Origin of the sequence: Rhizobium sp. X9, from assembly GCF_018873185.1 — a bacterium.
GTDB classification, from domain to species: domain Bacteria; phylum Pseudomonadota; class Alphaproteobacteria; order Rhizobiales; family Rhizobiaceae; genus Agrobacterium; species Agrobacterium oryzihabitans.
In genome coordinates this window covers 1,970,259-1,983,835 of sequence record NZ_CP071311.1, presented here as the reverse complement: position 1 = coordinate 1,983,835, position 13,577 = coordinate 1,970,259, and the positions used below count along the sequence as shown (strand labels likewise).

The window sequence follows — 13,577 nt, the reverse complement described above, 5'->3', positions numbered from 1 at the left end:
AGTCTGCCGCAACGACGCAAAGCCATGTCTGTCCCTTGAAGATATATTGACATAAACATATCTTTATGTGACTTGACGGTTTGCGATCTTGCAAATCGAAATGAGGAGTGTGCCCGTGTTTGACGATCTGTTTGGTCCCGAAGGGGCAAAGCGCGACGGCGCGGAAATTTTCAAGGCGCTGCGCGATGCCGCGAGCGAACGCATCCTCATTCTCGACGGTGCCATGGGCACGCAGATCCAGGGTCTCGGTTTTGACGAAGACCATTTTCGTGGCGATCGTTTTATCGGCTGCGCCTGTCACCAGAAGGGCAATAACGACCTTCTGATCCTGACCCAGCCGGACGCTATCGAGGATATCCATTACCGCTACGCTATGGCGGGTGCGGATATTCTCGAAACCAACACGTTTTCGTCGACGCGTATCGCGCAGGCCGATTACGAGATGGAGAATGCCGTCTACGACCTCAACCGCGAGGGCGCGGCGATTGTTCGCCGGGCGGCCCAGCGCGCCGAGCGGGAAGATGGCCGCCGCCGTTTCGTGGCGGGCGCCATCGGCCCGACCAATCGCACGGCCTCCATTTCGCCTGACGTCAACAATCCCGGTTATCGAGCCGTCACCTTTGACGATCTGCGTATCGCTTATGGCGAGCAGATCGACGGCCTGATCGACGGCGGCGCCGATATCATCCTGATCGAGACGATCTTCGATACGCTGAACGCCAAGGCGGCGATCTTCGCCTGCGAGGAGCGTTTCGAGGCCAAGGGCATCCGCCTGCCGGTGATGATCTCGGGCACGATTACCGATCTTTCCGGCCGCACGCTTTCCGGCCAGACGCCGTCTGCTTTCTGGAACTCGGTGCGCCACGCCAATCCCTTCACCATCGGCCTGAACTGCGCGCTGGGTGCCGACGCCATGCGTCCGCATCTTCAGGAACTGTCTGACGTGGCTGATACCTTCGTCTGCGCCTATCCGAATGCCGGCCTGCCGAATGAATTCGGCCAATATGACGAAACGCCGGAGATGATGGCGCGTCAGGTGCAGGGTTTTGTCCGCGATGGGCTCGTCAACATCGTCGGTGGCTGCTGCGGCTCCACGCCGGAGCATATCCGGGCGATTGCGGAGGCTGTCAAAGGCTACAAGCCGCGCGAAATTCCCGAGCACAAGCCCTTCATGTCGCTTTCGGGCCTCGAGCCTTTCGTGCTGACCAAGGACATTCCCTTCGTCAACGTGGGCGAACGTACCAACGTCACCGGCTCGGCCCGCTTCCGCAAGCTCATCACCGCCGGCGATTACACGGCGGCGCTGGCTGTTGCCCGCGATCAGGTGGAAAACGGCGCGCAGATTATCGACATCAACATGGATGAGGGCCTGATCGATTCGCAAAAGGCGATGGTCGAGTTCCTGAACCTCATCGCCGCCGAGCCGGATATTGCCCGCGTGCCTGTGATGATCGACTCATCCAAGTTCGAGATCATCGAAGCCGGTCTGAAATGCGTTCAGGGCAAGTCGATCGTCAATTCGATTTCGCTGAAGGAAGGCGAGGAGAAGTTTCTCCAACAGGCGCGGCTCGTCCACAATTACGGTGCGGCGGTCGTGGTCATGGCCTTTGACGAGGTCGGACAGGCGGACACCTATCAGCGCAAGGTGGAGATCTGCTCGCGCGCCTACAAGCTTTTGACCGAAAAGGCAGGCCTCTCGCCGGAAGACATCATCTTCGACCCGAACGTGTTTGCGGTGGCGACGGGTATCGAGGAGCACAATAATTACGGGGTGGACTTCATCGAAGCCACCAAGACCATCCGCGAAACCATGCCGCTGACGCATATTTCCGGCGGCGTTTCCAACCTGTCCTTCTCCTTCCGCGGCAATGAGCCGGTGCGTGAGGCGATGCATGCCGTGTTCCTCTACCATGCCATTCAGGTCGGCATGGATATGGGCATCGTTAATGCCGGGCAGCTTGCCGTTTACGACAACATCGATGCCGAACTGCGCGAGGCCTGCGAAGACGTGGTGCTGAACCGCCGTGACGATGCGACGGAGCGGCTGCTTGAGGTGGCCGAGCGTTTCCGTGGAACGGGTGAAAAACAGGCGAAGGTGCAGGATCTCTCCTGGCGCGAGTTTTCCGTTGAAAAGCGGCTGGAGCATGCACTGGTCAACGGCATTACCGAATTCATCGACGCCGATACGGAAGAGGCGCGCCAGAAGGCCGCCCGTCCGCTGCACGTTATCGAAGGGCCGCTGATGGCGGGCATGAACGTGGTTGGCGACCTGTTCGGCTCGGGCAAGATGTTCCTGCCGCAGGTGGTGAAATCCGCACGTGTGATGAAGCAGGCGGTTGCCGTGCTGCTTCCTTACATGGAAGAGGAAAAGCGCCTGAATGGTGGCTCCGAGCGCAGTGCCGCCGGCAAGGTGCTGATGGCGACCGTAAAGGGTGACGTGCACGATATCGGCAAGAACATCGTCGGTGTCGTTCTCGCCTGCAACAATTACGAGATCATCGATCTCGGCGTGATGGTGCCGACGACGAAAATCCTTGAAACGGCGATTGCTGAAAAGGTCGATGTTATCGGTCTTTCCGGTCTCATCACGCCTTCGCTTGACGAGATGGTGCATGTGGCGGCGGAAATGGAGCGGCAGGGTTTCAACATTCCGCTGCTGATCGGCGGCGCAACGACGAGCCGTGTGCATACGGCGGTGAAAATCCATCCGCGTTACGAGCAGGGGCAGGCGATCTATGTCACCGATGCCTCGCGCGCGGTGGGCGTCGTCTCAGCACTTCTCTCCGCCGAGCAGAAGCCCGCTTATATCGATGGTATTCGCAGCGAATATGCCAAGGTAGCGGAAGCCCATGCCCGCAACGAGCGCGAAAAGCAGCGCCTGCCGCTTTCCCGTGCCCGTGAGAATGCGCACAAGATCGACTGGTCGAGCTATAGCGTCGTCAAGCCGCAATTCTTCGGCACCAGGGTTTTCGAGACCTATGACCTTGAGGAGCTGTCCCGTTACATCGACTGGACGCCGTTCTTCCAGACCTGGGAGCTGAAGGGCCGCTATCCGGCGATCCTCGAAGACGAGAAACAGGGCGAGGCCGCGCGGCAGCTTTACAGCGACGCGCAGGCGATGCTGAAGAAGATCATCGAGGAAAAGTGGTTCCGGCCGCGTGCGGTGATCGGCTTCTGGCCTGCCAATGCGGTGGGCGATGATATCCGGCTGTTTACGGATGAGAGCCGCCGCGAAGAACTGGCGACCTTCTTCACGCTTCGCCAACAGCTTTCCAAGCGCGATGGACGCCCAAATGTGGCGCTTTCCGATTTCGTGGCGCCGGTCGATAGCGGCGTTGCCGATTATGTCGGTGGCTTTGTCGTGACGGCGGGCATCGAGGAGGTGGCGATTGCCGAGCGCTTCGAGCGGGCCAATGACGACTACTCGTCCATTCTCGTGAAAGCGCTGGCCGACCGTTTCGCGGAAGCCTTTGCCGAGCGCATGCATGAGCGGGTGCGCAAGGAATTCTGGGGCTATGCGCCTGAAGAGTCTCTTGCCGGCGAAGAGCTGATTGGCGAGGCCTATGCCGGTATCCGCCCTGCGCCTGGCTATCCGGCGCAGCCCGATCACACTGAAAAGAAAACCCTGTTCTCCCTGCTTGACGCCACCAATGCGGCGGGCGTGGAACTGACGGAGAGCTACGCCATGTGGCCGGGCTCCTCCGTCTCCGGCCTCTATATCGGCCATCCCGAGAGTTATTATTTCGGTGTCGCCAAGGTGGAGCGCGATCAGGTTCTCGATTATGCGCGGCGCAAGGACATGCCGGTGGAAGAGGTGGAGCGCTGGCTTGGGCCGGTGCTGAACTATGTGCCGACGAATGGCGCCGAGGAAATAGACAGCGCGGCGTGATGCTCCGGCCACCGTTGTTGCAATAAAAAAGCGCGGGTCTTGCCCGCGCTTTTTTTATTTCGTCGTTGGGCTTACGACCTCAAGGCCGCCAGTTCTTCGATGCCGACGTGACTTTCGATCTCGCTGCCGCGCAGATAGAGATAGAGGCCGATGCAAAAGGCGAGGACGGCGATGAACACCAGATACCATGCATGCGCCATCGGATTGACCGCGAGCGCCGTCGTCACCGCAATCGGCGTCAGCCCGCCGAAGATGGCATAGGAGACGTTGTAGGCGAAGGAGAGGCCCGAGAAGCGGACCGATGCCGGGAAGGCGCGCACCATGACATAGGGCACCGCACCCGCCATGCCCACGGACAGGCCCATGACGCCATAAAGCACGAACATGGTCTCGAGCGATTCGCCGGCATAGCTGTAGAAGGTAAAGGTGGCGATGCCGAAGAAGATGCTGGCGGCCATGAAGAAGATGCCGGAGCCGACACGATCGATCAATGCGCCGGCGATGATGACGCCGAAGATCAGGAACAGCGTGCCGAAGCTGGTGCCGGCCAGCGCCTGTGTCGGGGTATAACCGTAGAGCTTCTGCAGGAAGGTGGCCGTCATCAGCGTCGTGACGACGATGGCCGCCGACAGAACCCAGGTCAGCAGGGCGGAAATGACCACGCCGCGCATATGGTGCTTCAGGACGAGACCGAGCGGCAGCTTGTCCGTCAGCGACTTCGATTTCTTCATCTCGGTGAAAACAGGTGTTTCTTCCAGCCACCGGCGCAGATAGACGGCGATCAGGCCGAAGATGCCGCCGAGCAGGAAGGGAATGCGCCATGCATAGGCCGCCACATCTTCTGCCGAGAAGAGGGAATTGATGGCGAAAGCGATCAGCGAGCCGAGCATGATGCCGAAGGAGAGGCCCGACGTCAGAAAACCGCAGGCGAGCCCGACGCGGCGAAAGGGCACGTGCTCTGCAACGAAGGTCCAGGCCCCCGGCACTTCGCCGCCGATGGCCGCGCCCTGCAGCATACGCAGGATGATGAGCAGGATGGGTGCCGCCACGCCGATCATGGCATAGGTCGGCATCAGCGCCATGCCGAGGGTCGATAGCGCCATCAGCAAAATCGAGAAGGCAAAGACGCGCTTGCGGCCATAGCGGTCGCCATAATGCGCAAGAATGATGCCGCCGAGCGGCCGCACCAGATAACCGGCGGCGAAGATGCCGAAGGTCTGGATCATCACCAGCCAGTCGGGCATTTCCGGCGGGAAGAACAGATGGCCGATGACGGTGGCGAAAAACACGAAAATGATGAAATCGTAAAATTCCAGCGCGCCGCCGAGGGCCGAAAGGCCAAGAGTTCTGTAATCCTGACCGTTGAGGGGCCGGGCTGCCGCCGGTGTGGTGGTGGGAGACATGAGGCTGCTTCTTTTCTAAATTACGTATTACTTATGGGCATGCGGCAAGCGCGGCGCGATTTCAAGCCTTATCGACGCTCAATCGCTCAGGTATTTCGAGGGACGATCAAGAAAGCGGCGCAGGAAACTGATGTTTTCCAGCTCGTCATAGAGGCGCTCGGTGATGCCGTCTGCGTCGAAATGATAGATGGTCGCCTCGGGAATGGCCAAAAGCACCGGCGAATGGGTAGCGATGATCAATTGCCCACCGCTATCGGCGGCGTCGCGGATAAGGGCTGCCAGTTCGAGCTGCTTTTGCGGCGAAAGCGGGCTTTCCGGTTCGTCGAGAAAATAGAGGCCGGCGCCATGCAGCCGCTGTTGCATGATATCGAGAAATCCTTCGCCATGCGAACGCCGGTCGATGACATTGTTCCTGACGATCCTGCGAAACGTATCCGGGGTTTCTTCCGGAAAGTCTTCGCCCTTCTTGAGCGCCTTTTCCCGCTCCCAGCGAAAATCGTCCAGCGCGTCCTCGTTCTGCCGGCGTATATAACCAAGCACGTCTTCCGCGCGCATGAACATGCGGATTTTCGGATATTTCTTGCGGGCGAAATAGAAGGACTTCGCCACGGTCTCGGCATGCTGAAGGTAAAGGTCGCCGGCAACCTGGCCGTGATTGCCGATGGCATAGGCCGTCATTCCCGCTGCCAGCCCTTCCAGCAGCGTCGATTTGCCAGAGCCGTTATTGCCGGCAAAAAAGGTGATAGGCGTCTTGAATTCGAGGCGTTCCAGATGGCGCAGCGCCGGAACGGAGAAGGGATATCCATCCCCTCCATCCGGGGTTTCTTTCATGGTTACGCTATCGAGAAACAGCATGTCGCGTTCCTTTATCTAATCCGTCATGTTCGCCGACGTTGCGCTCTGTCGCATCATCGCGGTGCTATGCTCAAAGCAATTGCGTGTGATTGCGGTTTAACGTGGGGCGCTGTTCGCGCCAATGGTTTGCAGCGTCGGCGGAGATACGTCATGCCGCATCGTTCGAAGTTCATTTTATTATAAATTAGCGCAGTTAATTATTGTAATAAATCGAACAATATTAGATATATGCAATATATATCTCAAATTTAAGATGTTAAAGTAAGTATAAACTTCAAATTAATTCAGTAATGCCAGTTGTTATCATTCTCGTTGTTGTTGGAGAGAGTGAATGAAGCATATTGCGCTTTTTTCGGTTGGGTTTCTATTTTCCGCGATATTCGTGAGCGAAGCTGAGGCGCGGAAGTCTCGGTTTTTTGCCATCCCCGGATTCGGCGGCGGCGAGACAATCGATCTCGTTTATGATCTGCCGGATAACACGCCTTTTCTTCGCGACGGGGAAGCATTCGACATTGGCTATCTCAACAGCGGGGATAGGAGCGGTTACGTGCTGTATCGTGGCGAGCGGTACAGCAGGCTCAGCGATGCGGATATCGCCAGGCTGAAGGCGACGCTTGGTTTTGATCCGACGACAAAAGACCGCATGGAGCGGGCGGCGAGGGACAGCGACGCGCCCTGGAACCTCGTGATTATCATAGCGGTCGCAATTGTTGGTATCTTTGTGCTTGTTCACAAGGGCATGCAGCTAGTGCGATGGATTTCGCGATTGGCGACGACCTCCGCAGTTGCGGGAAGTAAGCGGCAGGAGGAGGAGGACACCCCCGACCCGCTGGAGGTCCGCAAGAAACAGCTGATAAACCGTCAATGGAGCGATAGCCAGACGGATCACGCGGCGCGTATCCCGGCGGCATCGCCGGCCCATGCGTCTGCCCTCGGAACCACTCCGGTCCGGACATTCGGACGCAGGAGCGCCTGAGCGGTGCGCAATCCCTAAACCTCAAACGGTATCAGGAGCCTGCACTATTCGAACCGATCAATAATGCTGATGCCACTTTCCTGGAAGCTGTTCATGGCGGGCAGGGCGGTGGCGGCTTCTGTCAGGGAGATGTGGCGGCCGATCAGTTTTTCAGGCGCAAGCTTGCCGCTTTCGATCATCGCCAGCATGTCTTCGTAGCGCCATGCCTGCATGCCGTGGCTGCCGTAAATCTCCAGTTCGTGGGCAATCACCCTAGCCATGGGGATGGCGGGCATGGCGTGATCGGCCAGCATCAGCCCCACCTGCACATGGCGGCCGCGCCGGCGCAGGTTGCTGATGGAGTTGCAGCAGGTCTGCGGGTGACCGAGCGCATCAATCGAGACATGCGCGCCGCCACCCGTCACGTCGCGTACCGCCTCGGCAACATCGGCAACGGAGCGGCTGTTGATGGTGGCGGTCGCGCCGAGCTGCCGCGCAAGTTTGAGCTTGTCTTCGGCAATGTCGATGGCGACGACCTGCGCGCCAAGGCCTGCGCCGATCATGATGGCGGAGAGACCCACACCGCCGCAGCCGTGCACCGCCAGCCATTCGCCGCCCTTCAGGCGGCCCTGATCGGTGACGGCGCGAAAGGAGGTGGCGAAACGGCAGCCGAGACCGGCGGCGGTGGCATAGCTCATCGTATCAGGCAGATGCACGAGGTTTTGATCGGCATAGTCGATGGCGACATATTCGGCGAAGGAACCCCAATGGGTGAAGCCGGGCTGGAATTGCGTTTCACAGACCTGCTGGTTGCCGGAGCGGCATTCATGGCAATGGCCGCAGCCGGAAACGAAGGGCACGGTAACGCGGTCGCCGGTCTTGAAGCGGGTGACGTTTTTGCCGACTGCGGCGATGACGCCGGCAAATTCGTGGCCGGGAACATGCGGAAGGCGAATATCCGTGTCATGCCCCATCCAGCCGTGCCAGTCGCTCCGGCAGAGGCCGGTTGCCTTTACTTCGATGACCACGCCGCCATCGGTCGGTTCCGGATCGGGCAGGGATGCGACAATAGGGGGCTCGCCGAACAGTTCGTAAAAAAGCGCGCGCATCATGGCCTCACATAGTTGGTATGCAGGTTCGAAGTCATACCTGCTCTACCATGTCCCGCAAATGGGCGAAGCGGTTTTGCGTCTGGAAAAGCGCTTTAGTCCTTGATCACCATAAGATCGCCCGCTGCGAATTTGAGCGTTACCTGTTCGCCAAGGGCGGGTGGTGCTGTGCCGGGATCATTGAACATGTCGAAAGACAGGGTCGAACCACCGAGATCAAGACGGGTGCGGATGACGGAGCCGAGGAACTGGCTTGAGGTGACGACGCCCGAAATAGCGACATCGCCCTTCGCATCGGCTCCGAGCGCGCCTGCTTCCGGGCGAAGCGCGAGGGTGATTTTTTCACCGTTTGCGGCATCGACAGGTTTGTGGAGGGTGATCTGCTGCTCTCCGACACGGATGGCGTTGGTCGAGGAATCGATGACGGTTGCGTCAATCAGGTTCAGCGTGCCGACGAAGGAAGCGACAAAGCGGGTTGCGGGTTTGTTGTAGATTTCAAAGGGCGAACCGATCTGGTCGGCGCGGCCGGAATTCATGACGACGATGCGGTCAGAGATCGACAGGGCCTCTTCCTGATCGTGGGTCACGAAAATGGTGGTGATGCCGAGCTTCTGCTGGATCTGACGGATTTCCTCGCGCAGCGACACGCGGATCTTGGCGTCGAGCGCGGAGAGCGGCTCATCCAGCAGAAGCACTTCCGGCTTCGGTGCCAGGGCACGGGCGAGTGCCACGCGCTGCTGTTGGCCACCCGACATCTGATAGGGGTAGCGGTCCGCGAGATGCTCCAGATGGATAAGCTGGAGCATTTCCTTCACGCGCGCATCGATCTCGGCTTTCGGCTTGCCGGCGACTTTGAGCCCGAAGGCGACATTCTCGTAGACATTCATGTTGGGGAACAGCGCATAGGCCTGAAACACCATGCCGATATTGCGCTGGTTTGGTCTGAGCGTCGTCTGGTTCTTGCCATTGATGACGATCGATCCGCCAGTCGGGATTTCAAAACCGGCGATCATGCGCAGCACGGTGGTCTTGCCGCAGCCCGACGGGCCGAGAAAGGAGACGAACTCGCCCTTTTCGATGGCCATGTCGAAATCATGCACGACCTGCACGGAACCGAAGGATTTCTTGATGTTGCTAAGTGTCAAAAAGCTCATGAAAATCTTGTCCTCAGGCCTTGGGAGGCGCGCCCTTCTGGTAGCGTGAAACGAGTTGGATCAGACCGAGGCAACCCCAGGTGATGCCGAAGGAAATCACGGCAAGTGCCGCCGGTTCATAGGCGCGGTTGGCGCCGAGCAGCTGCATGTAGGGGCCGAAGGCCGGGCGGTTCAAAAGGGCCGCCATGGTGAATTCACCGATGACGATGGCGAAGGTCAAAAATGCGCCTGACAGCACGGCGACCAGAACATTCGGCAGGATGATGCGCGACAGGATGGTGGTCCAGCCCGCGCCGAGGCTCTGCGCCGCTTCTGTCAGCGTCGCCACATCGATGGTTCGGAGGCCGGTATCGACGGCGCGGTACATATAGGGCAAGGCGAGCGTGGCGTAACCGAACATCAGCAGAAGGTTGGTGCCGAAGGTCGTGCCGGTCAGCGGCAGCCAGCTGGAGGTGTTGTAAAGCCTGATGTAACCGAACACGATGACGATGGCCGGGATGACCAGCGGCAGGAGCGTGATGAACTCGATATAGGGGCGCAGGTGCGGCAGTTTCAGGCGCACCCAATAGGCGGTGGGCACGACCAGCAAAACCCCGAAGACGATGGTGAACAGCGCCATAACCACCGAATAGCTGAAGGTTTCCTGAAATCGCGGGTCGGTGAGCACCTTGCCATAGGCGTCGAAGGAATATTCTCCGCGCCGCATCTTCAGCGAGAAGTTGGTCATGCCGATCAGCGGCAGGGCGAAATAAAGAAGGCCGAAGACCAGCGCGCCCCAGGCGAAGAAACGCTTCATTTCAGCCACCTTTCGCTGCGGGCGCGCAGCCAGATATAAAGCGCATTGGCAATGCCGGTGACGACGATCATGCCGAAGGCGAGCGCGTAACCGAGATGCGGATTGCCGAGAACATCGCCGCGGATCTGCGCGAAGAGCAGGATCGGCACGATGTTGAGCGAGGAGCCGGTGAGCGCGATTGCGGTGGCCACCGCGCCGAAGGCATTGGCAAACAGAAGAGACATGGTGCCGAGCAGCGACGGCAGCAGGATGGGGAAGGCCACCATGCGCCAATATTGCAGGCCGGTGGCGCCAAGGATTTCCGCCGCCTCGCGCCATTCGCGCTTCAGCCCGTCCAGCGCAGGCGTGATGATGAGGATCATCAGCGGTATCTGGAAGAACAGATAGGTGACGGTCAGGCCCCAGAAGGACAGGATGTTGAAGCCGAGCAGTCGGAGATCGATGCCGATCTGCGTCTTCAGAAACACGGTGAGCAGGCCGACCGGGCCGAGCGTCGCGATAAAGGCGAAGGCGAGCGGCACGCCGGCGAATTGCGAGGCGACGCCCGAAAAGGTCAGGAGCGGTCCACGAATGCGCTGCGGCAGGCCACCAAGCACCACGGCAGCGGCGACGGCAAAGCCGATCAGGCAGCCGAGAGCCGCCGAGGCGAGGCTGATCTTGATCGAAATCCAGTAGGCCGCGAGAATGGAAGAGGTGAAAAGTCCGGCAATGTTTTCCAGCGTGAAGCTGCCATCGGTACGCTGAAATGCGCCGATGACGATCTTCATCGTCGGCATAATCAGAAACAGCAGAACAAAAACGGCAAAAGGTACGACGCCAATCCAGTGCAGCGGCAGTTTCCTGCCCGCGTCGGATGGTCCGCCGGTGTTGGTTGATGGCATCCTTGTCCCCAAACGCCGTTTTCAAACGGTCTGTATATAAAGGTCTACATCATAAAAGAAGCACCCCGGCTTTTGACCGGCCGGGGTGCGTTTTCAACAGTTTACTTCACGTTTGCGCCGACGACGCTGTCCCAGCCGCCGGTAACGGCAGCCTTGTTGGCATCGACTTCCTCGAGCGTCGGGAAGATTGCCTTTTCATAGGCTGCTGCCGGCGGCAGGCTGTCGATCAGCTCCTGCGGAACCTTGCCGGCCTTGACCATGGCGTTGAAGCGGATCGGGTGGCAATAGCCCTTCAGCCAGCCAAGCTGACCGTCGTCGGAGTAGAGGTGTTCCATCCAGAGCTTGGCAGCATTCGGATGCGGGGCGTAAGCGGAAATGCCCTGAACATAAACGCCGGCTAGAACGCCCTTCTCAGGAACGACAACTTCTGTCGGCGGGTTGTCGTTCAGCGTCTTCTTCCAGGACAGCGCGTTATAGTCCCAGGCAACGATGATCGGGGTCGCGCCCTGCGCCAGCGTGCCAGCCTTGCCGATGACCGGCAGGAAGTTGCCAGCCTTGTTGAGATCGGCAAAATATTTCAGGCCGGCTTCACCGGCTTCCTTGCCGGACTTCGCGCCAGTGGCAAGACCGGCGGCGAGAACGCCGAGGATAGCCTGGTTGGAAGCGCGCGGGTCACCGGCGAGCGCTACCTGACCGGAATATTCCGGCTTCAGCAGGTCGGCCCAGTCCTTCGGCGTGTTCTTGACGAGGTCCTTGTTCACGAACATCGACATGACGCCGTAATAGTCGCCGTACCAGTAACCGTCGGCATCCTTGACGTTGTCAGGAATTTCCGACCAGGTGGAGACCTTGTAGGGCTGCAGCAGGCCTTCGGCCTTCATCTGCGGACCGAAGGCGAGACCGACGTCGACGACGTCAGGAGCCTGCGGACCCTTATTGTCCTTGTTTGCCTTCACTGCTTCCACTTCGTCGGCGGAGCCGGCGTCGGGGTTCAGTTCGTTGACGGTGATTTCCGGATACTTCGCCTTGAAGGAGGCGATCACGTCACCGTAACCGCACCAGTCGTGCGGTAGCGCGATGGTCGTCAGCATGCCTTCCTTCTTGGCGGCAGCGATCAGTTCGGCGCTCGGCTCAGCAGCAGCGATCGCGGTGGAGGCGATGACCAGTGCGGTGGTGGTAGCAAGCAGTCGGCGGCAGTGAGAGATCACTTTTTTCTCCTCTTCGTGTTCTCATATTGCGGACGCTGATACGGATTGTAGATGAAGCTAATGTGACGGTTGGATTGCAATTTATTTATCCGGATTCCGTCACTTTACGCCCATTTTCCGCCATCGTCAGGCTTTATGCCTGCAATTGCGGGAGAATCCCCTCATCATCCTATTGGTCAGATATGTTCCCCAGCTTGGTTTATTATCCTGTTTTATCGTGCTGGTAGCGATTACAGGTATCCAATCAGCGAGTGGCATCCGCGTCAAGCAAGATGCCGGCTATATAGTTTTCAACTTCGGTCCGGCCTGCGGAAGAGGCGTGTCTGCTCAAACAGACCCTCCAGCGCATTCATGCGCTCCTTCGTTTCGTCCCATGTGCCGCTCTGCACCGCTTCGATCAGCGCTTCGACGACAAACAAGGTGACAACAGAGGAATCCCATGCCGACGGCGCCTCGATCTTTACACGGAAGGTGTGAAGCGCGTGACGCGCCACCGGCGATGTCCATTGATCGGTGAAGAGGATGATCTGCACGCCGTTTGCTTTCGCCACTTCGGCAAGCGTCGTCATGTCGTGTTCGTAACGGCGGATGTCGAAGATGACCAGCACGTCGCCAGCGCTCATATTCAGCATATATTGCGGCCAGGCGCTGGAATTCGACGACATGAGCGTCGTTTTCGGGCGGATCACCTGCATATGGGTGAAGAAATATTCGGCGAGCGCGCCGGTGATGCGCCCGCCGACGAAATAAATGCTGCGCTTGCGGTCAGAAAGCAGTGCCGCGGCATTGTCAAAGACGGCGGTGTCGAGATCACCAAGCGTATCGCGCAGATTGCCGGTGATGGCGTCGGCGAAGCGGTTGAGAATATGCAGGCCGGGTGCATTGGTCGCCCAGCGGTCGTGTTTGGCAATCGGGCCCGATATCGTTGCTTCCAGTTCCTGGTGCAGATGCGCCTGAAATTCCGGATAGCCCTTGTAACCGAGCTTCTGCACCATGCGCGCCACCGTCGGCGTCGAGACGCCGGCATTTTCCGCGATGGTGGTAATGCTACCGAGACCCGAAACGGGGTAGTTGCCGAGCAGGCTCTCCGCCAGCCGTTTTTCCGAACGGGTCAGCGCGTCGTAATGGGCATGGATGACATCCGACACGGTCGCCGTCGCGTTGCGCAAATCTTTCCCCTTCCGGTCTTTCTGCCGGTGTATCGGCTAAAATAAACATCTGCGCCAGCTATCGAGTCAATGGCAAAATGAAGAGAAAATTTCAAAATTCCATTTGACACTCGCAATAATGTGAAGAATTCTTTTCGTCATTGGTGGAACGACGGGGT

Annotated in this window: 10 protein-coding genes; 2 read left to right on the top strand and 8 right to left on the bottom strand. The window is 58.9% G+C overall.

The window, feature by feature from the left end; all coding sequences use genetic code 11:
* Positions 1–115: 115 nt before the first annotated feature.
* Positions 116–3,889: a methionine synthase gene (metH, locus tag JZY08_RS09750; protein WP_216330028.1), complete on the top strand. Its 3,774-nt coding sequence runs from the start codon at positions 116–118 to the stop codon at positions 3,887–3,889.
* 71 nt (positions 3,890–3,960) lie between these two features.
* On the opposite strand, the gene JZY08_RS09745 is transcribed toward metH, so the two are convergent.
* Together JZY08_RS09745 and JZY08_RS09740 are read right to left on the bottom strand one after the other, a co-directional pair.
* Positions 3,961–5,292, bottom strand: a complete 1,332-nt coding sequence (locus tag JZY08_RS09745) for an MFS transporter (protein WP_216330027.1) — start codon at positions 5,290–5,292, stop codon at positions 3,961–3,963.
* Positions 5,293–5,370: 78 nt separating this feature from the next.
* Positions 5,371–6,147: an AAA family ATPase gene (locus tag JZY08_RS09740; RefSeq protein WP_216330026.1), complete on the bottom strand. Its 777-nt coding sequence runs from the start codon at positions 6,145–6,147 to the stop codon at positions 5,371–5,373.
* Between the two features lie 331 nt (positions 6,148–6,478).
* Between JZY08_RS09740 and JZY08_RS09735 the strand changes: the two genes are divergently transcribed.
* On the top strand, positions 6,479–7,123 hold the full coding sequence (locus JZY08_RS09735) for a hypothetical protein (RefSeq protein WP_216330025.1): 645 nt from the start codon (positions 6,479–6,481) through the stop codon (positions 7,121–7,123).
* A 44-nt stretch (positions 7,124–7,167) separates the two neighbouring features.
* Here the strand turns inward: JZY08_RS09735 and JZY08_RS09730 are convergent, their stop codons facing one another.
* The 6 genes from JZY08_RS09730 to JZY08_RS09705 form a co-directional block, all read right to left on the bottom strand.
* The gene (locus tag JZY08_RS09730; RefSeq protein ID WP_216331534.1) at positions 7,168–8,211 is read right to left on the bottom strand and encodes a zinc-dependent alcohol dehydrogenase family protein; all 1,044 of its coding nucleotides are present in this window, start codon (positions 8,209–8,211) and stop codon (positions 7,168–7,170) included.
* A 95-nt stretch (positions 8,212–8,306) separates the two neighbouring features.
* A complete protein-coding gene (locus tag JZY08_RS09725) occupies positions 8,307–9,365 on the bottom strand; it encodes an ABC transporter ATP-binding protein (protein WP_216330024.1) in 1,059 nt (352 codons plus the stop codon).
* A gap of 13 nt (positions 9,366–9,378) precedes the next feature.
* A complete protein-coding gene (locus tag JZY08_RS09720; RefSeq protein ID WP_003494794.1) occupies positions 9,379–10,161 on the bottom strand; it encodes an iron ABC transporter permease in 783 nt (260 codons plus the stop codon).
* The gene (locus JZY08_RS09715) at positions 10,158–11,042 is read right to left on the bottom strand and encodes an ABC transporter permease subunit (RefSeq protein ID WP_003494796.1); all 885 of its coding nucleotides are present in this window, start codon (positions 11,040–11,042) and stop codon (positions 10,158–10,160) included. Before JZY08_RS09715 ends, JZY08_RS09720 begins: the two co-directional genes overlap by 4 nt.
* A gap of 101 nt (positions 11,043–11,143) precedes the next feature.
* The gene (locus tag JZY08_RS09710; protein ID WP_003494798.1) at positions 11,144–12,250 is read right to left on the bottom strand and encodes an ABC transporter substrate-binding protein; all 1,107 of its coding nucleotides are present in this window, start codon (positions 12,248–12,250) and stop codon (positions 11,144–11,146) included.
* 290 nt (positions 12,251–12,540) lie between these two features.
* The gene (locus tag JZY08_RS09705) at positions 12,541–13,419 is read right to left on the bottom strand and encodes a MurR/RpiR family transcriptional regulator (protein WP_003494800.1); all 879 of its coding nucleotides are present in this window, start codon (positions 13,417–13,419) and stop codon (positions 12,541–12,543) included.
* Positions 13,420–13,577: the final 158 nt, after the last annotated feature.